Annotated in this window: 28 protein-coding genes; 16 read left to right on the forward strand and 12 right to left on the reverse strand. The window is 72.7% G+C overall.

Going from position 1 to position 25,660, the window contains the following annotated elements; genetic code table 11:
• Window positions 1-60 precede the first annotated feature (60 nt).
• Entirely contained in the window at window positions 61-795 is a 735-nt protein-coding gene (locus FA582_RS04410) for a PIG-L deacetylase family protein (protein ID WP_010148834.1), read from the reverse strand.
• Window positions 792-1,787: a DNA topoisomerase IB gene (locus tag FA582_RS04415; RefSeq protein ID WP_010148833.1), complete on the reverse strand. Its 996-nt coding sequence runs from the start codon at window positions 1,785-1,787 to the stop codon at window positions 792-794. The genes FA582_RS04410 and FA582_RS04415 overlap by 4 nt, the downstream gene beginning before the upstream one ends.
• A gap of 126 nt (window positions 1,788-1,913) precedes the next feature.
• Between FA582_RS04415 and rpsO the strand changes: the two genes are divergently transcribed.
• Both rpsO and FA582_RS04425 read left to right on the forward strand, forming a co-directional pair.
• Window positions 1,914-2,183: a 30S ribosomal protein S15 gene (gene rpsO / locus FA582_RS04420; RefSeq protein ID WP_010148832.1), complete on the forward strand. Its 270-nt coding sequence runs from the start codon at window positions 1,914-1,916 to the stop codon at window positions 2,181-2,183.
• Between the two features lie 140 nt (window positions 2,184-2,323).
• Window positions 2,324-4,843 (forward strand): polyribonucleotide nucleotidyltransferase, encoded by a 2,520-nt coding sequence (locus FA582_RS04425; protein WP_010148831.1) that lies wholly within the window; start codon window positions 2,324-2,326, stop codon window positions 4,841-4,843.
• 81 nt (window positions 4,844-4,924) lie between these two features.
• Here FA582_RS04425 and FA582_RS16320 read toward each other — a convergent pair whose 3' ends face one another.
• The 3 genes from FA582_RS16320 to FA582_RS04435 all read right to left on the reverse strand — a co-directional run bounded on the left by FA582_RS16320 (window position 4,925) and on the right by FA582_RS04435 (window position 6,935).
• Complete coding sequence (locus tag FA582_RS16320; RefSeq protein WP_158640855.1) at window positions 4,925-5,077, reverse strand: hypothetical protein; 153 nt, start codon at window positions 5,075-5,077, stop codon at window positions 4,925-4,927.
• Between the two features lie 99 nt (window positions 5,078-5,176).
• Complete coding sequence (locus FA582_RS04430; protein ID WP_010148829.1) at window positions 5,177-6,361, reverse strand: heparan-alpha-glucosaminide N-acetyltransferase domain-containing protein; 1,185 nt, start codon at window positions 6,359-6,361, stop codon at window positions 5,177-5,179.
• A 7-nt stretch (window positions 6,362-6,368) separates the two neighbouring features.
• The gene (locus tag FA582_RS04435; protein ID WP_010148828.1) at window positions 6,369-6,935 is read right to left on the reverse strand and encodes a GNAT family N-acetyltransferase; all 567 of its coding nucleotides are present in this window, start codon (window positions 6,933-6,935) and stop codon (window positions 6,369-6,371) included.
• Between the two features lie 94 nt (window positions 6,936-7,029).
• Between FA582_RS04435 and paaA the strand changes: the two genes are divergently transcribed.
• The 5 genes from paaA to paaE are packed head-to-tail and all read left to right on the forward strand — an operon-like array spanning window position 7,030 to window position 10,773.
• Window positions 7,030-8,067: a 1,2-phenylacetyl-CoA epoxidase subunit PaaA gene (paaA, locus tag FA582_RS04440; RefSeq protein ID WP_010148827.1), complete on the forward strand. Its 1,038-nt coding sequence runs from the start codon at window positions 7,030-7,032 to the stop codon at window positions 8,065-8,067.
• The gene (gene paaB, locus FA582_RS04445; protein WP_010148826.1) at window positions 8,064-8,351 is read left to right on the forward strand and encodes a 1,2-phenylacetyl-CoA epoxidase subunit PaaB; all 288 of its coding nucleotides are present in this window, start codon (window positions 8,064-8,066) and stop codon (window positions 8,349-8,351) included. The genes paaA and paaB overlap by 4 nt, the downstream gene beginning before the upstream one ends.
• A complete protein-coding gene (gene paaC / locus FA582_RS04450) occupies window positions 8,348-9,109 on the forward strand; it encodes a 1,2-phenylacetyl-CoA epoxidase subunit PaaC (protein ID WP_010148825.1) in 762 nt (253 codons plus the stop codon). Before paaB ends, paaC begins: the two co-directional genes overlap by 4 nt.
• Window positions 9,110-9,117: 8 nt before the next feature.
• Window positions 9,118-9,636: a 1,2-phenylacetyl-CoA epoxidase subunit PaaD gene (gene paaD, locus FA582_RS04455; RefSeq protein WP_010148824.1), complete on the forward strand. Its 519-nt coding sequence runs from the start codon at window positions 9,118-9,120 to the stop codon at window positions 9,634-9,636.
• Between the two features lie 9 nt (window positions 9,637-9,645).
• Window positions 9,646-10,773 (forward strand): 1,2-phenylacetyl-CoA epoxidase subunit PaaE, encoded by a 1,128-nt coding sequence (gene paaE, locus FA582_RS04460; protein WP_010148822.1) that lies wholly within the window; start codon window positions 9,646-9,648, stop codon window positions 10,771-10,773.
• Here paaE and FA582_RS04465 read toward each other — a convergent pair.
• From FA582_RS04465 to FA582_RS04480, 4 genes are read right to left on the reverse strand one after another with little or no spacing between them, the layout of a single operon-like run.
• Complete coding sequence (locus tag FA582_RS04465; protein ID WP_010148821.1) at window positions 10,761-11,735, reverse strand: NAD-dependent epimerase/dehydratase family protein; 975 nt, start codon at window positions 11,733-11,735, stop codon at window positions 10,761-10,763. The two genes, paaE and FA582_RS04465, sit on opposite strands and share 13 nt — an antisense overlap.
• A 7-nt stretch (window positions 11,736-11,742) precedes the next feature.
• Window positions 11,743-12,381, reverse strand: a complete 639-nt coding sequence (locus FA582_RS04470; protein ID WP_010148820.1) for a Maf family protein — start codon at window positions 12,379-12,381, stop codon at window positions 11,743-11,745.
• Window positions 12,378-12,932, reverse strand: a complete 555-nt coding sequence (locus FA582_RS04475; protein WP_202798109.1) for a GNAT family N-acetyltransferase — start codon at window positions 12,930-12,932, stop codon at window positions 12,378-12,380. Before FA582_RS04475 ends, FA582_RS04470 begins: the two co-directional genes overlap by 4 nt.
• The gene (locus FA582_RS04480; RefSeq protein WP_033229316.1) at window positions 12,842-14,653 is read right to left on the reverse strand and encodes a DUF885 domain-containing protein; all 1,812 of its coding nucleotides are present in this window, start codon (window positions 14,651-14,653) and stop codon (window positions 12,842-12,844) included. The genes FA582_RS04475 and FA582_RS04480 overlap by 91 nt, the downstream gene beginning before the upstream one ends.
• A 60-nt stretch (window positions 14,654-14,713) precedes the next feature.
• Here FA582_RS04480 and FA582_RS04485 point away from each other — a divergent pair, with 60 nt between their 5' ends.
• The 3 genes from FA582_RS04485 (at window position 14,714) to FA582_RS04495 (ending at window position 18,092) form a co-directional block, all read left to right on the forward strand.
• Window positions 14,714-15,745, forward strand: a complete 1,032-nt coding sequence (locus tag FA582_RS04485) for a hypothetical protein (protein WP_010148817.1) — start codon at window positions 14,714-14,716, stop codon at window positions 15,743-15,745.
• Entirely contained in the window at window positions 15,735-16,544 is an 810-nt protein-coding gene (locus tag FA582_RS04490) for a methyltransferase domain-containing protein (protein WP_010148816.1), read from the forward strand. Before FA582_RS04485 ends, FA582_RS04490 begins: the two co-directional genes overlap by 11 nt.
• Before the next feature lie 78 nt (window positions 16,545-16,622).
• Window positions 16,623-18,092, forward strand: a complete 1,470-nt coding sequence (locus tag FA582_RS04495; protein ID WP_010148815.1) for a sodium/glutamate symporter — start codon at window positions 16,623-16,625, stop codon at window positions 18,090-18,092.
• Between the two features lie 7 nt (window positions 18,093-18,099).
• Here the strand turns inward: FA582_RS04495 and FA582_RS04500 are convergent, their stop codons facing one another.
• Window positions 18,100-18,345 carry an acyl-CoA carboxylase subunit epsilon gene (locus FA582_RS04500; RefSeq protein ID WP_010148814.1) on the reverse strand — a complete coding sequence of 82 codons (246 nt, stop codon included), beginning with the start codon at window positions 18,343-18,345 and terminating at the stop codon, window positions 18,100-18,102.
• The gene (locus FA582_RS04505; RefSeq protein ID WP_010148813.1) at window positions 18,342-19,961 is read right to left on the reverse strand and encodes an acyl-CoA carboxylase subunit beta; all 1,620 of its coding nucleotides are present in this window, start codon (window positions 19,959-19,961) and stop codon (window positions 18,342-18,344) included. The genes FA582_RS04500 and FA582_RS04505 overlap by 4 nt, the downstream gene beginning before the upstream one ends.
• Before the next feature lie 23 nt (window positions 19,962-19,984).
• On the opposite strand from FA582_RS04505, the gene FA582_RS04510 reads away from it, so the two are divergent.
• The 4 genes from FA582_RS04510 to FA582_RS04525 are packed head-to-tail and all read left to right on the forward strand — an operon-like array spanning window position 19,985 to window position 23,372.
• Window positions 19,985-20,737 (forward strand): biotin--[acetyl-CoA-carboxylase] ligase, encoded by a 753-nt coding sequence (locus FA582_RS04510; RefSeq protein WP_010148812.1) that lies wholly within the window; start codon window positions 19,985-19,987, stop codon window positions 20,735-20,737.
• 10 nt (window positions 20,738-20,747) lie between these two features.
• Window positions 20,748-21,554 (forward strand): enoyl-CoA hydratase/isomerase family protein, encoded by an 807-nt coding sequence (locus FA582_RS04515; protein ID WP_010148811.1) that lies wholly within the window; start codon window positions 20,748-20,750, stop codon window positions 21,552-21,554.
• 43 nt (window positions 21,555-21,597) lie between these two features.
• Window positions 21,598-22,302: a response regulator transcription factor gene (locus FA582_RS04520; RefSeq protein ID WP_033229308.1), complete on the forward strand. Its 705-nt coding sequence runs from the start codon at window positions 21,598-21,600 to the stop codon at window positions 22,300-22,302.
• Between the two features lie 5 nt (window positions 22,303-22,307).
• On the forward strand, window positions 22,308-23,372 hold the full coding sequence (locus tag FA582_RS04525) for a sensor histidine kinase (RefSeq protein ID WP_010148809.1): 1,065 nt from the start codon (window positions 22,308-22,310) through the stop codon (window positions 23,370-23,372).
• On the opposite strand, the gene FA582_RS04530 is transcribed toward FA582_RS04525, so the two are convergent.
• A complete protein-coding gene (locus FA582_RS04530; protein ID WP_010148808.1) occupies window positions 23,345-23,866 on the reverse strand; it encodes a GtrA family protein in 522 nt (173 codons plus the stop codon). The genes FA582_RS04525 and FA582_RS04530 overlap by 28 nt on opposite strands.
• A gap of 41 nt (window positions 23,867-23,907) precedes the next feature.
• Between FA582_RS04530 and FA582_RS04535 the strand changes: the two genes are divergently transcribed.
• The gene (locus tag FA582_RS04535; protein ID WP_010148807.1) at window positions 23,908-25,125 is read left to right on the forward strand and encodes a 5-(carboxyamino)imidazole ribonucleotide synthase; all 1,218 of its coding nucleotides are present in this window, start codon (window positions 23,908-23,910) and stop codon (window positions 25,123-25,125) included.
• Entirely contained in the window at window positions 25,122-25,655 is a 534-nt protein-coding gene (gene purE, locus FA582_RS04540; RefSeq protein ID WP_010148806.1) for a 5-(carboxyamino)imidazole ribonucleotide mutase, read from the forward strand. Before FA582_RS04535 ends, purE begins: the two co-directional genes overlap by 4 nt.
• The last annotated feature ends 5 nt before the right edge of the window (window positions 25,656-25,660 follow it).

Consider the following 25,660-nt stretch of genomic DNA (forward strand, 5'->3'; position numbering starts at 1 on the left):
TTGCCCAGGTAGAAAAACCGCAACGCCCGCTTGCTCAGGTGGGGCGGGCGTGGGCGGGCCTCAGCGCTCCCAGACCTGGGCTGCCCACCGGTAGCGCCTCGGGGCGCCGTCGCCGTCGGCGCCCTCGGGGTCGCCGAGGATCATGCCGAGCAGGTCACGCGGGGAGGGGTAGTCGTCGTCGAGGGCGGCGAGGTACTCGCGGTGGGCCTCCAGTGAGGCGACGCCCCGCTCGAAGGAGTCCGTCACATCGACCTCGTGCGTCGGCGAGTGCCCGGAGGACGAGGCGATCCAGCGCACGCCGTCCCACGGCTCGGCCCCCTCGCTGATGAGCTCGGGGAAGATCCACCGGTTGCCCGCGGCCGCGACGGCGTCGATGACGCTCAGCCCGACGGCGCGGTGGTCGGCCTGGTTGAGACCGCCGTTCGGGAAGGTCTCGGCGTGCGAGATGGTCGTGACGACCTCGGGCCGGACCTCGCGGATGACCCGGGCCAGCTCGCGCCGCAGCCGCAGGTCGGCCTCGACGACGCCGTCGGAGAAGCCGTCGAGGAAGAGGACGGTCTCCACGCCCACCGCGCGGGCGCCGTCCCGCTCCTCCCGCTCACGCACCGGCCCCGCCTCCTGCGGCGGCATCGTCGCGATGCCGGCCTCGCCGCGGGTCACGAGGAGGTAGGTCACGTCCTTGCCCTCGTCGGTCCAGCGGGCGACCGCCGCGGCCGTGCCGTACTCGAGGTCGTCGGGGTGGGCGACGATGCACAGGGCACGCTGCCAGTCGGTCGGGAAGGTCTGCAGGCTCATGACAGCATCTCTAGCACGGCACGCTCCAGGTCGCGCGTCCTCGCCGCGGGGGAGCGGTGCCGCTTCCTCGCCACCTCCCCGATCGTCGTCCCCGACTCGTAGAGGTCGATGACCCGGGGGTCGATGTAGGAGTTGCGGGCGATCGTCGGGGTGTTGCCGAGGTATGCCGACACCTCCTCGACGGCGGCCCTCACCGCTCGCTTCCGGGAGGTCTTGGTGTCTCCCTCCTCCTCGGTCAGCGCCAGGGAGGTCGCCGCGAGGACGGTGGCGTGCCAGGTGCGGAAGTCCTTGGCGGTGAGCTCACCGCCGAGCAGCTCGTCGAGGTAGAGGTTGACCGCCGCGGCGTCGAGGTCGATCCAGCGTCGCCCGTCCTGGTAGGCCAGCAGCCGCTCGCCGGACCGCCGTCGCCGCATCCGGTCCAGCGCGGCGACGACGTCGGCGTCGTCGATCTCGATCGTGTGCTCGATGCCGGACTTCCCGACGAAGGAGAAGACCAGGACCTCGCCCCGCGAGCGCACGTGCCGCCGCTGCAGGGTGGTGAGCCCGAAGCTGCCGTGGGCGTCGGTGTAGACGTCGCTGCCGATCCGGAAGTAGCCGAGGTCGAGCAGCCGGACCGCGACCGCCTTGGCGCGCTCGACCGGCATACCCTCCAGCGCGAGGTCCCGGGTGATCCGCCGCCGCGCCGTGGGCAGCTGCGCGGCGGCCGCGAGGACGCGGTCGAACTTCTGCTTGTCCCGCTGCACCCGCCAGTCGGGGTGGTAGAGGTACTGCCGACGACCGGCGTCGTCGGTGCCGACGGCCTGGAGGTGGCCGCGGGGGTGCGGGCAGATCCAGACATCCCGCCAAGCCGGCGGGATCGCGAGGCCCTTGACCCGGTCGACGTCATGCTCCCCGAGCCGGGCTCCGGAGGCGTCGAGATAGGTGAAGCCACGGCCGGAGCGCCGCCGCGTCCACCCGGGGCTCGAGGTGGACACGGTGCGCAGTCGGGCCATGGGCACAGATTAGGGCGCTCCCGCGCTCGCTGATAGTCTGAATGGTGCCGTCATGACGGCCGCGGATCGAGAGTGCCCCGGTGAACAGGCCCGGGAGGCGCCGCGCAACAACCGAAGGAGTCGCCGATGGCGATCGACACTGCCGCCAAGCAGGACATCATCAAGGAATACGCCACGACCGAGGGCGACACCGGTTCGCCCGAGGTGCAGGTCGCGCTGCTGACCGCCCGCATCCGCGAGCTCACCGAGCACGCCCGTGAGCACAAGCACGACCACCACAGCCGCCGCGGCCTGCTGCTGCTGGTCGGCAAGCGCAAGCGGCTGCTGCGCTACCTCGAGGACATCGACATCGAGCGCTACCGTTCGCTGATCAAGCGCCTCGGCCTGCGCCGCTGATACTTCGCAGGGGAGCGGCTCCCGACCTCGGGGGCCGCTTCTTCTGCGTATGACGTGCGCCCTTCCCGGGTGCGCGTGCAGGACCGGCCGGGCACAACGACGATGCCCCGGGCGATGAGCAGAAGAGAAAAGGAGGACCCATGGAGGGTCCAGAGATCACCTTCGCCGAAGCCACGATCGACAACGGCAGCTTCGGCACCCGCACCGTCCGGTTCGAGACCGGGCGCCTGGCCAAGCAGGCCGGCGGCTCCGTCACCGCCTACCTCGACGACGAGACGATGCTGCTGTCGACCACGACGGCCAGCAAGCACCCCAAGGACCACTTCGACTTCTTCCCGCTGACGGTGGATGTCGAGGAGCGGATGTATGCCCTGGGCAAGATCCCGGGCAGCTTCTTCCGCCGTGAGGGTCGCCCGTCCACGGACGCCATCCTCACCTGCCGGCTGATCGACCGCCCGCTGCGCCCGACCTTCGCCAAGGGGCTGCGTAACGAGGTGCAGGTCGTCATCAGCGTGCTGTCCCTCAACCCCGAGCACCAGTACGACGTGCTCGCGATCAACGCGGCCTCCGCGTCCACCCAAATCTCCGGCCTGCCCTTCAGCGGCCCGATCGGTGGCGTCCGCGTCTCCCTCATCGACGGCCAGTGGGTCGCCTTCCCCAACTTCTCCGACGCCGAGCGCTCGACCTTCGACATGGTCGTCGCCGGCCGGGTCGTGGACGGTGGTGATGTCGCGATCATGATGGTCGAGGCCGAGTCCACCGAGGCGACCTGGGAGCTCGTGAAGAACGAGGGCAAGCAGGCTCCGACCGAGGAGATCGTCGCCCAGGGTCTGGAGGAGTCCAAGAAGTTCATCAAGGCGCTGTGCGAGGCCCAGGCCGAGCTCGCCGCCAACTCCGCCAAGGACGTGCAGGAGTTCCCGCGCTTCCTCGACCACGAGGACGACGCCTACACCGCCGTCGAGGAGGCCACCTCCGCCGACCTGGCCCAGGCGCTGCAGATCGCCGGCAAGGCCGAGCGTGAGAGCCGCATCGACGAGATCAAGATCGCGATGAAGGAGAAGCTCCTCGGCCTCCACTGGGACGCTGCCGGGGACTCCGACGACCGCGAGGACGCGCCGTTCCACGGCCGCGACAAGGAGCTGGACGCGGCCTACCGTGCGGTCCAGAAGAAGCTCATCCGCGAGCGCATCCTGCGCGACGAGGTGCGCATCGACGGCCGTGGCCTCAAGGACATCCGGGCCCTGTCGGCCGAGGTCGAGGTCATCCCGCGCGCCCACGGCTCGGCGATCTTCGAGCGCGGCGAGACCCAGATCATGGGTGTCACCACGCTCAACATGCTCCGGATGGAGCAGCAGCTGGACACCCTCTCGCCGGTCTCCCGCAAGCGCTACATGCACAACTACAACTTCCCGCCGTACTCCACCGGTGAGACCGGCCGCGTCGGCTCGCCGAAGCGTCGCGAGATCGGGCACGGCGCGCTCGCCGAGCGGGCGCTCATGCCCGTGCTGCCGACCCGCGAGGAGTTCCCCTACGCCATCCGCCAGGTCTCCGAGGCGCTGAGCTCCAACGGCTCGACCTCGATGGGCTCGGTCTGCGCGTCCACCATGTCGCTGCTCAACGCCGGTGTGCCGCTACGCGCGCCGGTCGCGGGCATCGCGATGGGCCTGGTCTCCGCAGAGGTCGACGGTCAGATGCGGTATGCCGCGCTGACCGACATCCTCGGCGCGGAGGACGCCTTCGGCGACATGGACTTCAAGGTCGCCGGCACCCGGGAGTTCGTCACCGCGATCCAGCTCGACACCAAGCTGGACGGCATCCCCGCCGACGTGCTGGGCGGGGCGCTCACCCAGGCCCGTGACGCCCGGATGCACATCCTGGACGTCATGAACGAGGCGATCGACGCCCCGGACGAGATGAGCCCCTACGCGCCGCGCGTCATCTCGGTGCGCGTGCCCGTGGACAAGATCGGTGAGGTCATCGGCCCGAAGGGCAAGATGATCAACCAGATCCAGGAGGACACCGGCGCCGACATCTCGATCGAGGACGACGGGACCGTCTACATCGGCGCGACCGACGGCCCCTCGGCCGAGGCCGCCCGCGCGGCGGTCAACGCCATCGCCAACCCGCAGATGCCGGAGATCGGTGAGCGCTTCCTGGGCACGGTGGTGAAGACCACGACCTTCGGCGCGTTCATCTCCCTGCTCCCGGGCAAGGACGGCCTGCTGCACATCTCCGAGATCCGCAAGCTCGTCGGCGGCAAGCGCATCGACGCCGTCGAGGACGTCCTCGGCGTGGGCCAGAAGGTCCAGGTCGAGCTCAAGGAGATCGACCCGCGCGGCAAGCTCTCGCTGGCCGCCGTGGTGGCTGGTGGCGACGCTGCCCCGGAGGCGGCGCCGGAGTCGCAGCAGGCGCAGCCCGCCGCGCAGTCCGAGCCAACCGACGAGGCTCCGGCGGGCGATGCCGGCCAGCCGAGCCGGGCCGACGACGCCGAGGCCCCCGAGGTCTCGGGGCAGCAGGACGAGTCCGACGCCGAGGGTGACTCTGCCGAGGGTGACCGTCCCCGACGCCAGCGGCGTCGCCGGGGTGGCCGCGGCCGTGGTGGCAACGGCGGGTCCGACAACGGCGACAACGGTGACGGCGGCGAGTCCGCGGAGGACTGATGCCGTGGTGACGATGCACGTCACATGACGAAAGGGCGGGCCCTGATGGGCCCGCCCTTTCGGCGTCGTGGGTGCTGCGACTCAGGCAGCCGGCGTGCGACGCCGGATCTGCGGCGCCGGGGCACCGACGTGCCAGCGCATCTCCATGTGGGTGCGGCCGGTCACATCGGTCACCGGGACCCACGTGAGGGCCCTGGTCGGCCGCGTGGTCCGCAGCGGGCGAACTGTCGCCATGGGGTCCACCTCCTCCGAGGTCGTCGTTCATCTTCTGTTCACCTAGCGTACAGCACGATGACGCCAAAGTGAACACAAGGTGAACGCGAGTGTCGCCTCTCAGGGGGCGGGGGCGCGGCCGGGGGGCGGCGTGACCGGGATCGTGGTCACCGCGGCACGCACCGCGGCCTCGAGTGGTCCGCGGCGGTGCAGGGCCACGAGCGCGGCGCCGGCGAGCAGCGCCACCGCGCCGTGCAGGAGCAGGCCGCTCCGGGTGTCCCTCGCCCAGGGGCCGACGTCGCCCAGCGGGGTGGCCAGCAGGACGACGTGCGCGGTATACAGCGTCAGGGTCGCCCGCCCCGCGCCGGACATGATCGCCCAGGGGAGAGAGGAGGTCGAGCGGGTGAGCACGAGGCAGGCTCCCAGGATGAGCAGCGCGCTGCCGGTCGTGTGCGCCAGGTCCACGATGCTGCCGCTGTGGGGTGCCCAGACGCCCAGCCACCAGGCGCTGCCCTCGGGGTGGGTGCCGTAGAAGCCGCCCCGCAGCTCCTGGTCCAGGGCCGACCACTCGGTGCCGCCGAGGCCCGCGCTCTCGAGCAGGGTCGCGCGCCGCTGCTCTGAGCGGGTGATGAGCCTGGAGATCGCCAGGGCCAGGATGGCCAGCCACCCACCACCCAGGACGAGGGCGCGGGTGACCCGGGGGCGGGGCCCCGTGCGCTGCAGGAGGCGGCCGATGGCGAGTCCGGTGAAGAGGTAGGTCGCCCAGGTGAGCACCGGGTAGTAGCCGGTCACGAGCAGCTCGGTCACGAGGTCGACCGGAGCGAGCAGGAGTCCCGCCACCGACGGGACGGCCAGCGTGGGCTCCGGGAGGACCGTCCGCAGCGCCAGGCTGGCGAGCGGGCTGAGCAGACCCCAGGCGAGGGCCAGCCACGCCAGCGACCGTGCCCGCCAGGCCAGCACCGGCAGGGCGCAGCAGAAGAGGACGCCGTAGTGGGTGAGGATGACGGCCAGCCCCGAATCCAGCAGCCCGAGGACCAGCCCGAGCCCGGCGATGAGGGTCGCGCGCAGGAGGAGTCGCCGACGGTGCCCGCCGGGATCCGCCCGGACCGCGGGCAGCGGAGCGACGAGCGCGATGCTCACGCCCGCCAGGACGGCGAAGAGGGCCGAGGAGCGCCCCGCGACGAGCTGGAAGAGCGAGCTCACCCCGCCGGGACCGTCTCCCTCCTGCGTCACCAGGTGGGCGGCGAACATCCCCAGCAGGGCCAGGGTGCGCGCGAGGTCGACCCCCACCAGGCGTCCGGTCATGGCCGCCTCAGGTCCAGGCGACGAGGCGCACCTCGCGGACGGTCCGCCCGTCGTCGCCGACGACGCGGTCCCGCCAGGCGCCGTCCGGTTCGAAGCCGGCGTCCTGCAGGAAGGAGCGGGTGTGCTCGGCGTCGGCGAGCACCCAGGTGGCCACGGCCTCGAGCCCGTCGTGGGCCGCGCGCAACGTGTCGATCGCGGCGTTCAGCAGGCGCGAGCCGTGCCCGGCCGCCCGCGCCTGCGGGTGCACGCCCCCGTCGAGGAGCAGGGCGGAGGTCCCCTCCGGTAGTCCCGGCTCGTCCTGCGCCGGGCCGACCGCGACGTAGCCGGTGACCTGTGGGCCTGCGCATGCGACGAGCAGCCGGTGGCGCGGGGAGGGCGGGTGCTCCAGCGAGTCCCGCCAGGCGGAGGCGAAGCGTGGGCCGGTCAGGGCGTCGAGGACCTCCGGGTCGACGATGTCGGCGAGCTCCTCCTGCCAGACGAAGGCCTGCACCAGGCCCACGGCCGGCGCGTCGTTGGGGCGTGCGGTGCGCACGCTGGCCTCGGCGGCAGGGGGCTGCTGGTGCTGGTGGCTCACGCTCCCAGTCTCCCATCGCCGGTTGTTACAGCATCACCGTCATCTGACGTGCGTCGCGTTATACAAGGGGGTGGATCTCTGGCACACTGGGGGCATGTACGGCAACGACTTCGGCCAGCCCACGAGCGATGACGCCTCGGCACCGCCGTCACCGCTCAACGCCGCCGAGACCCAGGACTACACCGACGCGCTCGAGGTTTACTTCGAGGGGCTGATCGAGGACGACCAGCGGGTCGAGCCGCGCGACGCCATGCCCGAGGCCTACCGCACGACCCTCATCCGGCAGATGGCGCAGCACGCGCACTCGGAGATCATCGGTATGCAGCCGGAGGGCAACTGGATCTCCCGCGCGCCCTCGCTGCGCCGCAAGGCCATCCTCATGGCCAAGGTCCAGGACGAGGCGGGGCACGGCCTCTACCTGTACTGCGCGGCCGAGACCCTCGGCGTCGATCGCTCCGAGCTGCTGGACAAGCTGCACTCGGGCCGGCAGAAGTACTCCTCGATCTTCAACTACCCCACGCTCACCTGGGCCGACGTGGGCGCGATCGGCTGGCTGGTCGACGGTGCCGCGATCATGAACCAGGTGCCCCTGTGCCGCTGCTCCTACGGCCCCTACGCCCGGGCGATGATCCGGGTCTGCAAGGAGGAGTCCTTCCACCAGCGGCAGGGCTTCGAGATCCTGTGGGTCCTCGCCCGCGGCACCGAGGAGCAGAAGGCAATGGCCCAGGACGCCGCCAACCGCTGGTGGTGGCCCGCCCTGCAGATGTTCGGCCCGCCGGACTCCGGCGAGAACGCCAGCCAGGGGCATACCGCGCAGAGCATGGCGTGGGGGATCAAGCGGTTCTCCAACGACGACCTGCGGCAGAAGTTCATCGACATGACCGTCCCGCAGGCCCAGAAGCTGGGGATCACCCTGCCCGACCCGGACCTGCGCTGGAACCCCGAGCGCGGCCACTGGGACTTCGGCGAGATCGACTGGGAGGAGTTCTGGCGGGTGCTCAAGGGCGACGGGCCGTGCAACGAGCAGCGGATCCGCACCCGCGTCGCCGCCCACGAGGACGGCGCCTGGGTGCGCGAGGCCGCGGCGGCGTATGCCGACAAGCAGGCCGCGCGTCAGGTGGAGGTCGCATGACCTCGCCCACCTGGCCCCTCTGGGAGGTCTTCGTCCGCGCCAGGCGCGGGCTGTCGCACGTGCACGCCGGATCGCTGCATGCGCCGGACCGGGAGATGGCGCTGCGCAACGCGCGCGACCTCTACACCCGTCGGCAGGAGGGCGTCTCGATCTGGGTCGTCGCCTCCGAGGACATCACCGCCTCCAGCCCGGACGAGCGCGACAGCTTCTTCGACCCGGCCGCCGACAAGGTCTACCGGCACCCGACGTTCTACGACGTGCCGGAGGACGTGGAGTACCTGTGAGCGAGCATCACGTCCATTACCTGCTCGGGCTCGGTGACGACGCCCTCGTCTACGCCCAGCGCCTCGGCGAGTGGCTGACCCACGCCCCGCAGATCGAGGAGGACATGGCCCTCGGCAATGTCGGCCTGGACCTCATCGGACAGGCGCGGTCGCTCCTGACCCGGGCCGGGGAGGTCGAGGGGGCCGACCCCGTCCGCGACGAGGACGACCTCGCGATGCTGCGCGACGAGCGGGAGTTCCGCAACGTCCAGCTGGTCGAGCAGCCGCGCGGCGACTTCGCGCACGAGATGGCGCGGATGCTGTGGTTCTCGGCCTACCAGTGCGAGCTGTATGCCGCACTGCTCACCTCCGCCGACGGGACCCTGGCCGCGATCGCCGCCAAGGCGGTCAAGGAGGTCGACTACCACCGCGACCACGCGACCCAGTGGGTGGTGCGCCTCGGCGACGGGACCCCGGAGAGCCATGAGCGGATGCAGGCCGCGCTCGCGGCGGTGCACCCCTTCGTCGCTGAGCTGGGGGAGGACCACGACGCCGCGCGGTGGGCCGCCGAGCAGGGGATCGGGGTGCTGCCCTCGAGCCTCACCGAGGCCGTCAACGGCTACGTCGGCGAGGTGCTCGAGCGGGCCACCCTGACCATGCCCGACCCGCCGCGCTGGCACGCGCGCGGGGGACGCGAGGGCGTGCACTCCGAGGTCATGGGCTTCCTCCTGGCCGAGATGCAGCACCTCCACCGCAGCCACCCCGGCGCCACCTGGTGAGGGCCGCCGTGCTCGACGCCGACCTCGTCGCGCAGGTGGAGCGTGAGATGCGCTCCGTGCCCGACCCGGAGATCCCGGTCATCACCATCGACGACCTCGGGGTCCTCCGGCAGGTCGAGGCGACCGAGGTCGGCGGACAGCCCGGCCTGCGGGTCACCATCACGCCGACCTACTCCGGTTGCCCGGCGATGCACGCGATGGCCGACGCGGTCGCCGCCACCGGCCGGGCGCACGGCATACCGGTCGAGGTCGTCACCCAGCTGTCCCCCGCGTGGACGACCGACTGGATGAGCGAGGAGGGGCGCACCAAGCTGCGCCGCTTCGGGATCGCGCCGCCGACGGGGGAGCGGGCCCACGCCGCCCGCCCCGGGCCGGTGCCGGTCGGGTTGCAGCTGCGGGTCGTGACCTGCCCGCAGTGCGGCTCGAACGACACCGAGGAGGTGGCCCGCTTCGGGTCCACCGCGTGCAAGGCCCTGCGCCGGTGCCTCTCCTGCCGGGAGCCCTTCGATGAGTTCAAGACCTTGTAGGAGAGAGCGATGACCCTCATCCAGCAGCCGACGCGCCGCCGCGCGACCTTCCACGACCTCACCGTGAGCCGGGTGGACCGGCTCACCGACCAGGCGGTGGCCATCAGCTTCGCCGTGCCGGAGGAGCTGCGCGAGGAGTTCGCCTTCGAGCCCGGCCAGCACCTCACCGTGCGCGCCACGATCGGGGGTGAGGACGCCCGTCGCTCCTACTCCTGCTGCATCTCCCGGGGACGTGCGCGGAAGACCGGCGAGGTGCGGGTCGCCTCGGCGACCGTGCCCGGCGGCCTCATGTCGACCTGGCTGGGCGAGCACGTGCAGCCCGGCGACACCCTGCAGGTGATGACGCCGATGGGGTCCTTCACCTGCCCGACCGAGCCCACCGCCGCCAAGCACCACGTCGGCATCGCGGCCGGCTCCGGGATCACCCCGGTGCTCTCGCTGCTCACCACCGTGCTGGAGGAGGAGCCGCAGTCGCGGGTGACCCTCGTCTTCGGCAACCGCCGGACCGACACGGTGATGTTCCTCGAGGAGCTCATGGACCTCAAGAACCGTTTCCCCCACCGGTTCACCCTGCTCAACGTCCTCTCCCGCGAGCCGCAGGAGGCCGAGCTGCTCACCGGGCGCCTCGACCGCGCCAAGGTCGAGGCGCTCATGGCCTCCTTCATCCCCGTCGACGACGTCGACGAGTGGTACCTCTGCGGGCCCTTCGGCATGGTTGAGACCGTGCAGCAGGTGCTCGCCGAGCGCGGGGCGGACGCCGAGCACGTGCACCACGAGATCTTCCACGTCGACGGCGACGGGGCTCCCGTCACCGACCCCGACGAGGCGGCGGCGCCCCGCGACCCGGGTGCGCCCCCGGAGGCCGTGGCCACCGTGACCCTCGACGGCCGGACGACGACCGTGCCCATGCCGAGCGCGGCCGAGACCATCCTCGCGGCCACGCTGCGCGAGCGCCCGGACGCGCCCTTCTCCTGCACCGGTGGCGTCTGCGGCACCTGCCGGGCCAAGGTCGTGGACGGCGAGGTCCGGATGGAGCGCAACTACGCACTGGAGCCCGACGAGGTCGAGCGCGGCTACCGCCTCATGTGCCAGTCGCACCCGGTGACCGACCAGGTCACCATCGACTACGACGCCTGAGAGCGCCGCTGCCGCAGGACCCACTCGACCTCCATCCAGGCGGTCTCGGCGAAGGTCGGCAGGCTCACCCCCAGCGCGGACAGCGCGGAGGTGTCGAGCACCATCGCCACCCGCCAGGGGAGGCGGGCGGCGTCCGGGGCCTCGCGCGGGTCGGCGGGGACGACCTCGGGCACCGGGGAGCAGCCGGCTGCCCGCCAGACCTCGCGGGCGAGCTCGCCGGCCGGGCGCGGGTCGGCGTCGGCGACGTTGAGCACGCGGGCCCGTGGTGCGCGGGCACACGCCAGCACCGCGCGCGCGAGCACCTCGGCGGACGTCGTCGACTCGACGACGTCGGGGCCCGCCACGCTCACCGGGTCACGCCCGCGCGACCCGCCCGTGGCGCCGCCCCTCGGTGCCACGAGGTCCAGCACCGGCGCGCTGCGCACCTGACGCACCCACGGGCCGTGGATCTTGCTCGGGCGCAGGACGCTGACCCGTTCGCCGTGCTCGGCGAGGAGGCGCTCCGACTCCGCCTTGCCCGCGCCATACCCCTCGGCGCTGCGCACCTCCTGGGCCTGCCACGCCATGGTCGGGCCCGCCTCGGTGACGGGTGCGTCGAAGTGGGCGCCGCCGGGGGAGTTGAGGTGGCGGCCGCACGCGTCGACATACACCGCCTTCGCCGAGAGGTATGCCGTGCCACCGCACCGCCGGGAGAGCGCGGCGAGCGCGCGCGCCTGGCCCGGGGCATACCCCTGGCCGTCGACGAGGAGGTCCACACCGTCGCCGACGAGCGCCTCGGTGGCCTGCTCCTCGTCACGCTCGGCGGCGACGAAGCGGATGCCGAACTCCGCGGCTGCGCCCGGCATGCGCGACGGCTCGCGGCCGGTGACGATGACCGACCACCCGGCGCGGGCCAGGTGCAGGGCGCTCACCCACAGGCTGCCCGTGCCGCCGAGGATCAGTGCGGTCGGCGACGTGGGCACGGGCTGCTCAGTGGTCGAGCAGGTCGTGCCAGGCGAGGCCCAGCTGGTCGAGCAGGTCGCGCAGCAGCGGGAGGCTCACGCCGACGACGGCGTGGTAGTCGCCCTCGATCCCAGTGACGTAGGGCCCGCCGAGGCCGTCGACGGTGAAGCCCCCGGCGACGTGCAGCGGCTCCCCGGTGGCGACGTAGTGGACGATCTCGGCGTCGCTGAGCTCGGCGAAGTGGACGACCGTCGAGGCGGTGGCTCCCAGGGTCGCGCCCGTGCCCTCGGAGCCGTCGGTGTCGCGGTCGTCGATGAGCCAGTGACCCGTGTGCAGCGTGCCCGAGCGGCCGCGCATGGTCTGCCAGCGCTCGATCGCCACCTGGGAGGAGTGCGGCTTGCCGAAGACCTCGCCGTCGAGCTCCAGGACCGAGTCGCAGCCGAGGACGAGGGCGTCGACGCCGTGCTCCCGGCTGACCTCCTCCGCCTTGGCCCGGGCCAGGGTGAGGGCGACGTCGGCCGGGTCGAGCTCCCCGTGGCGCTCGCGGGCGGCGGCGATCGCGGCGTCCTCGTCGACCCCGGAGACGATGACCTCCGGGCTGACGCCGGCGCGGGTCAGGGTCGTCAGGCGGGCCGGGGAGGCGGAGGCGAGGACGAGGGGGATCACGGGTCAGAGCGTACCCTCGCGGCTCCGGCCGCCCGCCACGACGACGCGGTCCGGGCGTGGAAGAGGTGCCGGACCAGCCAGGGGTATGCCGTCGCGTCCACCCTGGGGTGGTCGAAGTCGCGGGTGGGGTCTCGCTCGAGCCCGATCCTGGCCATGACCCGCAGCGAGGCGGTGTTGACGGCCGGGGTGAAGGAGACGATCTCCTCCAGCCCGACCTCGGTGAAGCCGAGCTCCAGTGCCTGCGTCGCCGCCTCGGTCGCGAAGCCGTGGCCCCACGCGGGGCGCGCCAGGCGCCACCCCACCTCGACGCCTGGTCCCGAGGGCAGGAAGTCGGCCGGCCACAGTCCGGTGTAGCCGACGAACTCGCCGGTGTCGCGGCGCTCGAGCGCCCAGAGCCCCCAGCCGCGCTCGGACCAGCAGGAGGTGATGCGGTCGACGAAGGCGTCCGAGCGCTGCCGGCTCAGCGGCCCCTGCAGGTGGCGCACCACCTCGGGGTCGGCGTTGAGCGCGGCGAACGGCTCCCGGTCGGCGTCCTCGAACCCGCGGAGCACCAGCCGCTCGGTGAGCCGCACGGGAGCCCCACCGGTGCGGCTGACAGCTCGTCGAGGACCGCCGCGCGCAGCGTGTCCAGGCCGACCCCGCCGATGTCCAGCGCCCGGCGGTGGAAGGCCTTGAGGTCGAAGTCCGCGCCCTCCCGGCGGCGGCACTCCTCCCGCAGCTCCAGCCAGAGGCGCTCGCCGATCTTGTAGGACGGCGCCTGCCCGGGCCAGCCCAGGTAGCGGTCCAGCTCGAAGCGCAGCGACTCCTCGTTCTCGTGGGCGTAGGTGGTGAGGAACTGCCAGGCCTTGTCGTAGGTCCACGCCCCGCCACCGACCTCGTCGGGAGCCTCGAAGCCGCAGTGCACCCCGATGTCGATGACCACCCGGGCCGCGCGCAGCGACTGCCCCCCGAGCAGTCCCATCCGGTTGCCCGGGTCGTCCATGAGGCCGAGATCGGCCATGAGCCACTCGGAGTAGAGGGCCCAGCCCTCGCCGTGGCCGGAGGTCCACGACGCCAGCCGCCGCCAGCGGTTGAGCAGCTCGGAGCGGTAGACCGTCTGACCGATCTGCAGGTGGTGGCCCGGCACGCCCTCGTGGTAGACCGTGGTCAGCTCGCGCCACGTGGAGAAGCGGGTGACGCCCTTGGGCACCGACCACCACATGCGGCCCGGACGGGAGAAGTCCTCGCTCGGCCCGGTGTAGTAGATGCCGCCGGTCTGGCTGGGCGCGATCATGCACTCGATGCGCCGCACCGGCTCGGGCACGTCGAACTGCGTGTCGGTGAGCTGGGAGACCGCGTCGTCGGCCTTGACCTGCATCCACTCGCGCAGGGCCTCGGTGCCCTCCAGGGCATACTCCGGGTCCTCGTCGAGGATCGCCACGGCCTCCTCGATGCTCGCGCCGGGCCGGATCTGCTCGGCGGTCTCCTGCATCATCGCGGTGATCCGGGCCAGCTCCTCCTGACCCCAGCGGTAGGTCTCCTCCAGGTCGATGTCGGCACCGAGGAAGCTGCGCGAGTGCAGGCGGTAGCGCTCCGGACCGCACGCGTCGGACTCCGGGGCCTGCGGCGCCAGCTCCTCCTCGAGGTATGCCGCGAGCGCGCCGAAGGCGCCCTTCGCCTCGGCGACCGCTGCGGCGAGGTCGGTGCGGATCGCCTCGGGCTGGCCCGCGGCCTCGGCCGTGAGGGCATCGAAGCTGCTGGCCTCCTCGCCGGCCTGGTCGCGGCACTGCCCCGCGACCGCCCGGACCTGGCGCAGCGGGGCCACCTGGCCCTGCTCGGCCGACCACCGCAGCGCGGAGGCATACTCCTCCAGCGCCTGCGGGACGGCCCGCAGGCGGGCGACGACCAGCTCCCAGTGAGCCTCGGTGTCCTTGGCCATGAGGTCGAAGATGTCGCGCACGGCCTGCGGCGCCGAGGCGATGACGTTGAGGTCGACCGGTGCCTGGCCACCGAGCACGAGGTCGAGCTGCTCGACCTCCAGGCCCAGCCGCTCGCGCAGGGCGGCGGCGGTGACGCGGTCGGTGTCGTCGACCGGTGCCACCCCCTCGAGCGCGGCCAGCGTCGCGGCGGACTGCTCGCGGTGCGCCCGCAGCCCCTCGACGGACAGGTCGTCGATCTCGGCGTCCCGCCCGGGGACCCCCAGGTAGGTCGCCTCCAGGGGGCTGAGCGCCACCATGGCGTCCAGGTGCTCCTCGGCGATGCGGTCGATGTCGGTGAAGGTGCGGCTCTGCATGGTCACCCCCCGAACCTATCGCGCGCAGCCGACACCCCCACCTCCGCATACCCTGTCCCCGTGGCCCGCCGAACTCGCACCGCCGACCCGCGCCGGGAGACCGAGCGCTGGTTCCTGGCCAACGGCCTGTCCTACTTCGTGCCCGCCGAGCGGGCCGCCGCCCGGGCCGCGCTGCGCCCCCGTGTCCTGGTCCCGCTGGCGGCTCTCGTGCTCGTCGCGACCGCCGCCCTCGGTGGGGCACTCGGATGGGTGTCGCAGCAGGTCAGCGCTGCCCCGGCGGTGTGGCTGACGCTCGTCGTCGTGGCGGTGCTCTGGTATGCCTCGACCGCCCTGCACGCCCGCCCCATCCTCACCTTCGCCCTGCGCCGCACGGTGCGCAGCGTGCCGCTGCTCGTGGGGACCGCGATGCGGGCGCTGCCGCTGCTGCTGCTCTTCGTCGCCTTCCTCTTCATCAACGCCGAGGCGTGGGAGATGAGCGCGAGCCTTCCCTTCGCCACGCACTGGCTGGTCGTCCTGCTCCTGCTCGGGGTGGGGGTCGTCTTCCAGCTCATCCGGCTCCCGGAGGAGGTCGACAAGGCCGACGACGCCGTGGACGCGGCCTTCCTGGAGCGCACCTGCCGGGGCACGCCGATGGAGGCCACGCAGGCCCGGCTGGCGGCCGATCCCGCCGTCGACGCCGCGTCCTACGCCCGGGTCACCGGCTTCGAGCGGTGGAACCTCATCCTCGTGCTGCTCGTCATCCAGCTCGTGCAGGTCGTGGCGCTCATCGTCGCCGTCTTCGTCTTCCTGCTCGTCTTCGGCTCGATCATCATGCAGCAGGACACCCAGCTCGCCTGGACGGGCCTGGAGCGCACCCACCACGTCCCCTACCTCGGCAGCGTCTCCGCCGAGCTGGTCAAGGTCTCGCTGTTCCTCGCCTCCTTCTCCGGCCTCTACTTCATCGTCAGCGCGGTCACCGACGACACCTACCGCCACCAGTTCTTCTCCGTCGTCACCCAGGAGCTGGAACGCGCGGTCGGGGTGCGGGCGGTCTACCGCGCCCTGCGCGCGCGCGAGAGCACCGACCCCGAGCAGGAGCACCATGAGCGATAGCTGGGACCCGAGCCACTACACCCGGTATGCCGCCGAGCGCGACCGGCCCTTCGTCGAGCTCATGGCGCGGGTGCCGCCGCTGGAGCCGCGGCGCATCGTCGACCTGGGGTGCGGGCCCGGGCACGGGCTGCGCTGGCTCGCCGACCGGTGGCCCGACGCCGACGTGCTGGGCCTCGACTCCTCCGCCGAGATGGTGGCCGCCGCGCAGGAGGTGGCCGGCGGCGGCACGGTCCGGGCGCAGGTGGGCGATCTCGTCGACTGGGCGCGCGGCGGCGCACACGCGGGGGAGGTCGACCTGCTCGTCACGACCGCGACCCTGCAGTGGGTCCCGGGCCACCTCGACCTGCTGCCCGACCTGGTGGGGCGCCTGCGCCCCGGCGGTGTCCTCGCGATGACGGTGCCGGGCAACTTCGGCGAGCCGAGCCATACCCTGCGTCGGCAGATCGCGGAGCAGCCGACGTATGCCGCTCACCTCGCGGGCATCGCCTCGCCCGCCTCGCACGACCCGGCCGACTACCTCCGGGTGCTGGCGGAGGCCGGAGCCGCCGTCGATGCCTGGGAGACGACCTACCTGCACGTCCTCGACCCCGAGGGGCAGGACCCGGACCCGGTCTTCACCTGGGTGAGCGCCACCGGCGCCCGCCCGACGCTGCAGGCCCTGCCGGAGGACCTGCGCGCCGACTTCACCGAGGAGTTCCGGGCCGCCCTGCGCCGGGCCTACCCCCGCACCGACGCCGGTGTGGTGCTGCCCTTCCGGCGCGTCTTCGCGGTGGCCACCCGGCGCGACGACGCGGGGTGAGCGGGCCGCGCGAGACTGGCGGGTGCGCCTGCCGGTATGTCAGGGTGACCCGACCACGACACTGAGGGAGGGGCAGCGATGTCCGCTGACCAGATCGGCTTCGCACTCATCGTCCTGGGGCTGTTCCTGCTCCTGGGCAAGGTCATCCGCGTCAAGGTCGGCTGGGTGCAGAAGCTCTTCCTGCCCAGCTCGATCATCGGGGGTTTCCTCATCCTCCTCCTGGGGCCGCAGGTGCTCGGCCGGGTCGGCGGACCGGTGGGCGACAACGGGCTGTTCACCCAACCGATGCTCGACGTGTGGAGCGCCCTGCCCGGGCTGCTCATCAGCGTCGTCTTCGCCACGATGTTCCTCGGCCAGGACCTCCCGACGCCGAAGCGGGCCGGGCGGCTCGTCGGCCCCCAGCTGGCGCTGGGCGTGGCCATGGGGTCGGGCCAGTACGTCGTCGGGCTGCTGCTCGCGGCGCTGGTGCTCGTGCCGCTCTTCGCCGCCGAGCCAATGATCGGCGCGCTCATCGAGATGGGCTTCGAGGGCGGGCACGGCACAGCGGCCGGGATGCGACCGGTGCTCGAGGACCTCGGGTATGCCGAGGGCGCCGACCTCGCCGTCGGCATCGCCACCGTGGGCATCGTGGCCGGCGTCGTCATCGGCATCGCGCTCATCAACTGGGGGGTCCGCACCGGCCGCACCGAGATCCTCAAGGGTGACGTCCAGGCCTCGGTCGAGGAGCAGAAGGGGCTGTTCCGCAAGGACGAGCACTACCCGGCCGGCACGATGACCAGCCGACCCGCCTCGGTGGAGCCGCTGTCGCTGCACATGGCCCTGGTGTCGGTCGCCATCCTCCTCGGCTGGGGCGTGCTCGAGGCGCTGCGCTGGGTCGAGAGCCAGACCTACTCCAGCATCCTCATCAACGGCGACACCCCGCTCGAGGTCTTCGCCTTCGTCCCGCTCTTCCCGCTCGCGCTCCTCGGTGGTGTGGCGGTCCAGGCCCTGGCCACGGCCCTGGGCGTCGACCACCTCATCGACCACCAGATCATGCTGCGCATCCAGGGCTGGGCGCTGGACTTCCTCATCGTCGCCGCGATCGGCACGCTGTCGCTGGAGGCGATCGGCGCCAACATCTGGTCCTTCATCCTGCTGGCGCTCGCCGGGATCGCGATTAACGTCGGGCTGTTCCTCTGGTTCGCCCCGCGGATCATCGGTCGCTACTGGTTCGAGCGGGGGATCGGCGACTTCGGCCAGTCGATGGGGGTCACGGCCACCGGGCTCATCCTCATGCGGATCACCGACCCGGACGCCGAGAGCCCGGCCTTCGAGGCCTTCGGCTACAAGCAGCTGGTCTTCGAGCCGTTCTTCGGGGGCGGTCTGGTGACCGCGCTCGCGGTGCCCGTCATCGCCCTCACCGGCATCTGGCCGTTGTTCTCGGTGATGCTCCTGCTGTTCCTCACCGCGCTGGCGGTCGGGTGGTTCGTCTTCCGGCCGCGCGCGGACGCCGAGCGTCGGGAGTTGCAGGAGCAGGGTCAGGGGGGCGCGGAGGCCGTCTCGACCTGAGGTCGGCTCAGCGGGGCAGCGCCGAGGCGCGCCAGCCGCCCGGGCCGACCGAGGGACGGGGCCGGGCGAAGCGGGACCGCGCGGTCCACAGGGTGCGTCGCTGACCCGGGCCGTCCGGGGCCTGCTCGACGCCGCCGGCTCCGGCGAGCACCGCGGTGAGCGCGGCGATCTGCACCGGCGTCGGGTTGCCCCGCAGGACGCGGATGACGGGTGGGGCCGGCTGCTCCGGCGTCCCGTCGACGACCTCGCTCACAGCGGGATGTTCCCGTGCTTGCGCGGCGCCCGGTTGGACCGCTTGGAGCGCAGGTGCCGCAGGGCCCGCGCCACCTCGATCCGGGTGTGGGAGGGCTCGATGACCGCGTCGACGTACCCGCGCTCGGCGGCGACGTAGGGGTTGGCCAGGGTGTCTTCGTACTCCCGGATGCGGCGCTCCCGCTCGGCCTCGACGTCACCGCCCTCGGACCTCACCTGCGCCAGCTCGCGGCGGTAGAGGATGTTGGCGGCGCCCTGGGCGCCCATCACCGCGATCTGCGCGGTCGGCCACGCGAGGTTGATGTCGGCGCCGAGGTGCTTGGACCCCATGACGTCGTAGGCACCGCCGTAGGCCTTGCGGGTGATGACGGTGACCAGCGGCACGGTCGCCTCGGCGTAGGCGTACAGCAGCTTGGCGCCGCGGCGGATGATCCCGCCGAACTCCTGGTCGGTGCCCGGCAGGAAGCCCGGCACGTCGACGAAGGTGAGGATCGGGATGTTGAAGGCGTCACAGGTCCGCACGAAGCGCGCGGCCTTCTCCGAGGCGTCGATGTCGAGGGTGCCGGCCAGCTGCATCGGCTGGTTGGCGACGACCCCGACCGAGCGTCCCTCGACCCGGCCGAAGCCGACGACGATGTTGGGCGCGAAGAGCTCCTGCACCTGCAGGAAGTCGCCGTCGTCCAGGACCGCCCGGACGGCCTCGGTGATGTCGTAGGGGACGCCGGGGGAGTCGGGGATGAGGACGTCCAGCGCCGTGTCGGCCTCGCCCACCTCCTCGTCCGGCTCCTCGTCGTAGGCCGGGGGGTCCTCGAGGTTGTTCTGCGGCAGGTAGCCGAGCAGCTCCTTGGCGTACTCGAAGGCGTCGTCCTCGTCGCTGGCGAGGTAGTGCGCCACCCCGCTCGTGGAGTTGTGCGTGCGGGCCCCGCCGAGCTCCTCCATGGTGACGTCCTCGCCGGTGACGGTCTTGATGACGTCCGGGCCGGTGATGAACATGTGCGAGGTCTGGTCGACCATGACGACGAAGTCGGTGATCGCGGGGGAGTAGACGGCGCCACCCGCGCACGGGCCCATGACCAGGGAGATCTGGGGGATGACGCCCGAGGCGTGCACGTTGCGCTTGAAGATCTCGGCGTAGAGGCCCAGGGCGACGACGCCCTCCTGGATGCGGGCGCCGCCGGAGTCGTTGATGCCGACGACCGGGCACCCGATCTTCATGGCCAGATCCATGACCTTGACGATCTTCTCGCCGAAGACCTCGCCCAGCGAGCCGCCGAAGACGGTGAAGTCCTGGGCGAAGACGGCGATGGGGCGGCCGTCGACGGTGCCGTAGCCGGTGACGACGCCGTCACCGTAGGGGCGGTTCTTCTCCTGGCCGAAGGCGGTCGAGCGGTGGCGGGCCAGGGCGTCGAGCTCGGTGAAGCTGCCCTCGTCGAGGAGGGCGTCGATGCGCTCGCGGGCGGTGAGCTTGCCCTTGGCGTGCTGCTTCTCGACGGCCTTGCCCGACCCGGCGTGGGCGGCGTCCTCGACGCGCGCGCGGTAGTCCGCGAGACGTCCCGCGGTGGTGCGCAGGTCCGGCCCGTCGTCTCCCTGGCTGTCGGCGCTGAGCGTGTCGGTCATGGTCCCAACTTAGCCTTGCCCCCATGGAACGACTGCGCTGGGCCACGCCGGAACGGCACGAGACGATCGGCTCCACCAACGTCGAGGCGCTCGCCGACCCGCGCCCGGGTCGCGTGGTCATCGCCGAGCACCAGAGCGCGGGGGCGGGGCGGCGCGGCCGCGCCTGGTCCTCCCCTCCCGGCACCGGGCTGGCGGTCAGCGTCGTCCTGCCGCCGGTGCCCGGATCCCTGGCCGGGTGGGTGCCGCTGGCGGCGGGGGTCGCGGTGGTCGACGCGCTGGCCGCCGGCCGGTGGCCGGTGCGGGCCCGGCTCAAGTGGCCCAACGACGTGCTCGTCGACGGTGGGCCGGCGCCGGGGAAGATCTGCGGCGTGCTCGTGCAGGTCGCCGACAGCGGTGCGGTGGTCGTGGGGGTGGGGGTCAACATCGACCACCGGGAGGACCAGCTCCCGGTGCCCACCGCCACGTCCTGGCGCCTCGCCCGCGGCGGGGCACCGCTGCCGCCGGGAGCCCGCGACGGCTTCCTCGAGGACTACCTCCACCGGCTGCGCGAGCTGCACGCCCCGCTCGCCGCGGGCGAGGCGGAGCCGGTGCGCACGGCATACCTCGACCGGAGCGCGACCCTCGGACGCTCCGTCGTGGTGCACGGCCCCGACGGATCGGCCCGCCGGGGTGAGGCCGTCGGGATCGGCGAGGACGGCGCGCTGATCGTCCGCCGGGAGGGCGGCGAGCTCGGTGTGCACCACGCCGGGGACGTCGAGCACCTGCGCGACCAGTAACCTCACAGGCATGGACGCACCGACGATGCTGCAGGTGAGCAGACACACGCACCCCGAGACCGGCGACGGCCTCGTGGTCGAGCTCACCCTGGACCGCCCGGAGGCCATGAACGCCATCTCCACGGCCTTCGCGCAGGAGATCACCGCCACGACCGCAGTGCTCGCGGCGGACCCCTCCGTGCGCGCCGTCGTCCTCACCAGCGCCCACGACCGGGCCTTCTGCGTCGGCGCGGACCTCAAGGAGCGCAACGGCTTCACCGACGCGCAGATGATGGACCACCGGCTGGTCTCCAAGCAGGCCTACCGCGGCGTGCTCGACCTACCGGTGCCCGCGATCGCCGCCGTCGAGGGGTATGCCCTGGGGGGCGGGCTGGAGCTCGCGCTCTCCTGCGACCTCATCGTCGCCGGGGAGGGCGCGACGCTGGCCCTGCCCGAGGTCGGCGTCGGGGTCATCCCGGGCGGGGGCGGCACCCAGCTGCTCACCCGCCGCGTGGGGTGGTCGCGTGCGGCGTCGATGATCTTCACCGCTCGCCGACTCACCGCGCAGGAGGGACGAGACCTCGGGGTGGTCGACGAGCTCGTGGGGGCGGGCTCCGCCCGGGAGCGGGCCCTGGCGCTGGCCGCCACGATCGCGGCCAACTCCCCGGTCGCCGTCCGCAACGCCAAACGGGCGATGCGCGTGGGGATGGGCACCGACCTGGCCGCCGGCCTGGACATCGAGGATGGCGCCTGGCGGGCCACCGCGTTCAGCGGTGACCGGGCCGAGGGGGTCGCGGCCTTCGCCGAGAAGCGCACGCCGCGGTGGCCGGGACGATGACCGAAAGCGCATACTGTCAGCCATCTATGCGGAGGGAGACGACGTGACCAGAGTGCTGCTGGCCGAGGACGACCCGACGATCTCGGAGCCGCTCGCCCGCGCCCTGCGGCGCGAGGGCTATGAGGTGACGGTCGCCGCCAACGGGCGAGCCGCCCTGGCCGAGGCGACCGGTGACCTCGGGCACGACCTGCTCGTCCTCGACCTCGGGCTGCCCCAGCTCGACGGCGTCGAGGTCTGCCGGTCGCTGCGCGACTCGGGCGTGCGGATGCCCGTGCTCATGCTCACCGCCCGCAGCGAGGAGGTGGACACCGTCGTCGGCCTGGACGCCGGTGCGGACGACTACGTCACCAAGCCCTTCCGGCTCGGTGAGCTGCTCGCCCGGGTGCGGGCACTGCTGCGGCGCGGGCCGAGCTCGACCCAGACCCCGAGCGGCTCCGCGCTGCGGATGGACATCGAGGCGCGCCGGGTCTTCCTGCACGACCGCGAGGTCCGCCTCACCACCAAGGAGTTCGACCTCCTGCGGGTCCTCATGCGCGAGGAGGGCCGCGTGGTCTCCCGCGAGGTGCTCATGCGCGAGGTCTGGGACACGTGGTTCGGGTCGACGAAGACGCTCGACATGCACGTGTCGGTCCTGCGTCGCAAGATCGGCGACGACGCCCACGACCCGCGGCACATCGTCACGGTGCGAGGGGTGGGGTTCCGCTTCCAGAACGACCCCGACGGCGCCGACGCCGACGTCGCGGACTGAGCACCGTGCGCAAGGTCCTGCGCGAGCTGGCGGTGCGGATCGTGCTGACGCTGGTCGGTGTCTCGCTGCTCTTCGGTGCCCTCAACGCCTGGCTGCTGCGCGAGGCGCAGACCACCCGGTGGCTCAGCGGGGACGGTGCCCTGCCGGACTGGCTGCTGCTGGCCGCACTCGTCGTCAGCGGCGGCGTCATGCTGGCGGTCGGCATACCGGTGGCCCGCTCGTTGGCCGACCGGGGTGCGGAGTCCACCGCCGGCCCCTTGCGCCAGCTGGCCCACCGCACCGACGAGCTCGCCTCGGGCGGCTTCGCGCTCGACCCGGAGGCCCGCCCCGGCCGGCTCGTCGAGCAGGAGCCCTTCCGGTCGGGCATTGCCGAGATCGACGCCCTGGCCCGGGAGGTGGACCGCCACCACCACACCTTCGCCCGCGCCCTGGTCTTCGAGCGTTCCTTCGCCGCGGACGCCTCCCACCAGCTCCGCACCCCGTTGGCCGCCCTCCTGCTGCGGCTGGAGGAGATCGCGCAGTCCGACGACGCGTCGGTGGCCCGTGCGGAGGCCGAGATCGCGATCAGCCAGGTCGAGCGGCTCACCGGTGTCGTCGACGAGCTGCTGCAGCGGACCCGGGCGGGGCACGCCAGCGGCGGTGCGGTGAGCGCCGCCGACGCCGTGGTCGCCGGGCTCGACGAGGAGTGGACCCCGGCGTTCGAGGAGCGGGGGCGCACGATCGAGCTCACCTGCGAGCGCGGGGTCATCGTCGAGGCCAGCGCGTCGGTCCTCTCCCAGGTGCTCAACACGCTCGTGGAGAACGCCCTCATCCACGGTCGGGGCGATGTCCGGCTGCACGTCGCGCGCTCCGGCCCCTCGGCGATCTTCAGCGTGTCCGACCAAGGGCCGGGCATCCCGCGGGAGCTGGCCCGGACGATCTTCGACCGCGGCATCACCACCGGGCAGGGCACCGGGCTGGGGCTCGCGGTGGCGCGGGAGACGGCGGAGTCCATCGGTGGGCGCGTGGAGCTGGTCCGCGCCTTCCCTCCCGTCTTCGCCTGCTACCTGCCCCTGGCGACGACGCCCTGATCCTGCTCCCGCGTCTGCAGCTCTCCGCGGAAGACGAAGGTGCGGTAGGCCCAGAAGCGGAACAACGTGCCCAGGACCAGGCCCACGCCGTTGCCGGAGATGTTGTCGGCGAGCTGGCTGTCCAGGCCCAGGACGTAGCGGGAGAAGCCCAGGCAGGCGACGGCGATGAGCAGCCCGACGGCGTTGAAGACGACGAAGAGGGCGAACTCGTGGGCGACCGGCTCGCTGCGGCGGTGCCGGAAGGTCCACCACCGGTTGCCGACCCAGGAGAAGACGGTGGCCACGCTCGTGGCCACGACTTTGGCCCACAGCGGTGAGCCGGACATCGGTGCGTCGGTGACCCCGGGCACGCCGAAGACGAGGACGTTGTAGAGCGCGGTGTCCAGGACGAAGGCCAGGGCACCCACCGTGCCGAACTTCGCCAGCTCGGCGACGAGGACCTGGTAGGTCGCGCGCGCGCGGGCCAGCAGCCCGGGGGTCGGTGAGGGGGTCACGGGGCGGCAGTCTAGGTGGCGCCGCTGGGTAGGCTGGTCCGGTGACCTCTCCCAACCCCGTCCGTGCCGAGGGCGGCTTCCCGGTGGTGGGCATCGTCGGCGGGGGCCAGCTCGCCCGCATGTGCCAGCCCCCGGCGACGAACCTGTCCATCACCCTGTCGGTCCTCGCGGAGGGGCCGACCGCGAGCGCCGCCCTCGTCGTGCCGCACAGCCCGGTCGGTGAGCACACCGACCTCGAGGCCGTCCGCGCCTTCGCCCGCAGCTGCGACGTGGTGACCTTCGACCACGAGCACGTGCCTCAGGAGGTGCTGCTCGCCCTGCAGGACGACGGGGTCGAGCTGCACCCCAGCCCGCAGGCCCTCGTCTTCGCCCAGGACAAGCTCGCCATGCGCCGCCGGCTGACCGAGCTCGGGCTGCCCTGCCCGCGCTGGGCGCACGCGCGCACCGCCGCCGACGTCGAGGAGTTCGGCGCACGGGTGGGCTGGCCGCTAGTCGCCAAGGCGCCCCGTGGCGGCTACGACGGCAAGGGGGTCCTGGTCTGCCGTGGGCCCCGCGACCTCGACCCGTGGCTCGCTGCCGTGGGCGAGGGCGGACTCGCCGACGGCATCCTGCTCGAGGAGGCCGTCGACTTCCGCCGCGAGCTCTCGATCATGGTCGGGCGCAGCCCGTCGGGCCAGGCCGCGGCGTGGCCGGTCGTCGAGACCGTCCAGGAGGGCGGCATCAACACCGAGGTCCTCGCCCCCGCCCCCTCGCTCGACCCGGACCTGGCGGCCGCCCTCACCGAAGGGGCGCTGCGCATCGCCGGCGAGCTCGGCGTGACCGGCGTCATGGCGGTCGAGGCGTTCGAGGTGAGCGACCCGCGGACCGGGGCGGCGGCATACCTCGTCAACGAGCTCGCGATGCGCCCGCACAACAGCGGGCACTGGAGCATCGACGGATCGGTCACCAGCCAGTTCGAGCAGCACCTGCGCGCCGTCCTCGACCTGCCGCTGGGCGAGCCCGCGGCCCGGGCCCCCTGGACGGCCTCGGCCAACGTCCTCGGCGGGGACTACCCCGAGCTGTATGCGACGTACCGTCACCTCCTGGCCCGCGACCCCGGCCTCAAGGTCCACCTCTACGGCAAGGGTGTGCGCCCGGGGCGCAAGCTCGGCCACGTCACCGTCTACGGCGGCTCCTCCGGCGACCTGGCGTCGCTGGAGGACCTGCGCGAGCGCAGCCGCCACGCCGCCGACTACCTCCAAGGAGTGGTAACCGAATGAGCCGCGACGAGCAGCACGCGCAGCCTCTCGTAGGCCTCGTCATGGGCAGCGACAGCGACTGGCCGGTGATGGAGGCCGCGGCCCAGGTGCTCGAGGAGTTCGGCGTGCCCTACGAGGCCGATGTGGTCTCGGCGCACCGGATGCCGACCGAGATGATCGACTACGGCCGCGGCGCCGCGGACCGCGGGCTGCGCGTCCTCATCGCCGGGGCCGGTGGCGCCGCGCACCTGCCCGGCATGCTCGCCTCGGTGACCGTGCTGCCCGTCATCGGCGTGCCGGTGCCACTGAAGCACCTCGACGGCATGGACTCCCTGCTCTCCATCGTGCAGATGCCCGCCGGCATCCCCGTCGCCACCGTGTCGGTGGCGGGAGCCCGCAACGCCGGCCTGCTCGCGGTGCGGGTGCTCGCGGCCGGCGAGGGGGAGCGGGCCCGGGGATGGCGCGACCAGCTCGCCACCTTCGCCGACGACCTGCGCGACCAGGCGCACGCCAAGGGTGCGGCGCTGCGGCAGCGCCGCACCCAGGACTGACGGGG

The organism is Serinicoccus profundi (assembly GCF_008001015.1).
GTDB classification, from domain to species: Bacteria; Actinomycetota; Actinomycetes; order Actinomycetales; family Dermatophilaceae; genus Ornithinicoccus; species Ornithinicoccus profundi.

Excerpts from the sequence above, each read along its gene's own strand:
- purE (WP_010148806.1), top strand. The coding sequence starts at position 25,122 with ATGAGCCGCGACGAGCAGCACGCGCAGCCTCTCGTAGGCCTCGTCATG.
- paaA (WP_010148827.1), top strand. The coding sequence starts at position 7,030 with ATGTACGGCAACGACTTCGGCCAGCCCACGAGCGATGACGCCTCGGCA.
- FA582_RS04515 (WP_010148811.1), top strand. The coding sequence starts at position 20,748 with ATGGACGCACCGACGATGCTGCAGGTGAGCAGACACACGCACCCCGAG.
- FA582_RS04510 (WP_010148812.1), top strand. The coding sequence starts at position 19,985 with ATGGAACGACTGCGCTGGGCCACGCCGGAACGGCACGAGACGATCGGC.
- FA582_RS04415 (WP_010148833.1), bottom strand. The coding sequence starts at position 1,787 with ATGGCCCGACTGCGCACCGTGTCCACCTCGAGCCCCGGGTGGACGCGG.
- FA582_RS04490 (WP_010148816.1), top strand. The coding sequence starts at position 15,735 with ATGAGCGATAGCTGGGACCCGAGCCACTACACCCGGTATGCCGCCGAG.
- paaE (WP_010148822.1), top strand. The coding sequence starts at position 9,646 with ATGACCCTCATCCAGCAGCCGACGCGCCGCCGCGCGACCTTCCACGAC.
- rpsO (WP_010148832.1), top strand. The coding sequence starts at position 1,914 with ATGGCGATCGACACTGCCGCCAAGCAGGACATCATCAAGGAATACGCC.
- FA582_RS04495 (WP_010148815.1), top strand. The coding sequence starts at position 16,623 with ATGTCCGCTGACCAGATCGGCTTCGCACTCATCGTCCTGGGGCTGTTC.
- FA582_RS16320 (WP_158640855.1), bottom strand. The coding sequence starts at position 5,077 with ATGGCGACAGTTCGCCCGCTGCGGACCACGCGGCCGACCAGGGCCCTC.
- FA582_RS04480 (WP_033229316.1), bottom strand. The coding sequence starts at position 14,653 with ATGCAGAGCCGCACCTTCACCGACATCGACCGCATCGCCGAGGAGCAC.
- FA582_RS04425 (WP_010148831.1), top strand. The coding sequence starts at position 2,324 with ATGGAGGGTCCAGAGATCACCTTCGCCGAAGCCACGATCGACAACGGC.
- FA582_RS04505 (WP_010148813.1), bottom strand. The coding sequence starts at position 19,961 with ATGACCGACACGCTCAGCGCCGACAGCCAGGGAGACGACGGGCCGGAC.
- paaB (WP_010148826.1), top strand. The coding sequence starts at position 8,064 with ATGACCTCGCCCACCTGGCCCCTCTGGGAGGTCTTCGTCCGCGCCAGG.
- FA582_RS04430 (WP_010148829.1), bottom strand. The coding sequence starts at position 6,361 with ATGACCGGACGCCTGGTGGGGGTCGACCTCGCGCGCACCCTGGCCCTG.
- FA582_RS04410 (WP_010148834.1), bottom strand. The coding sequence starts at position 795 with ATGAGCCTGCAGACCTTCCCGACCGACTGGCAGCGTGCCCTGTGCATC.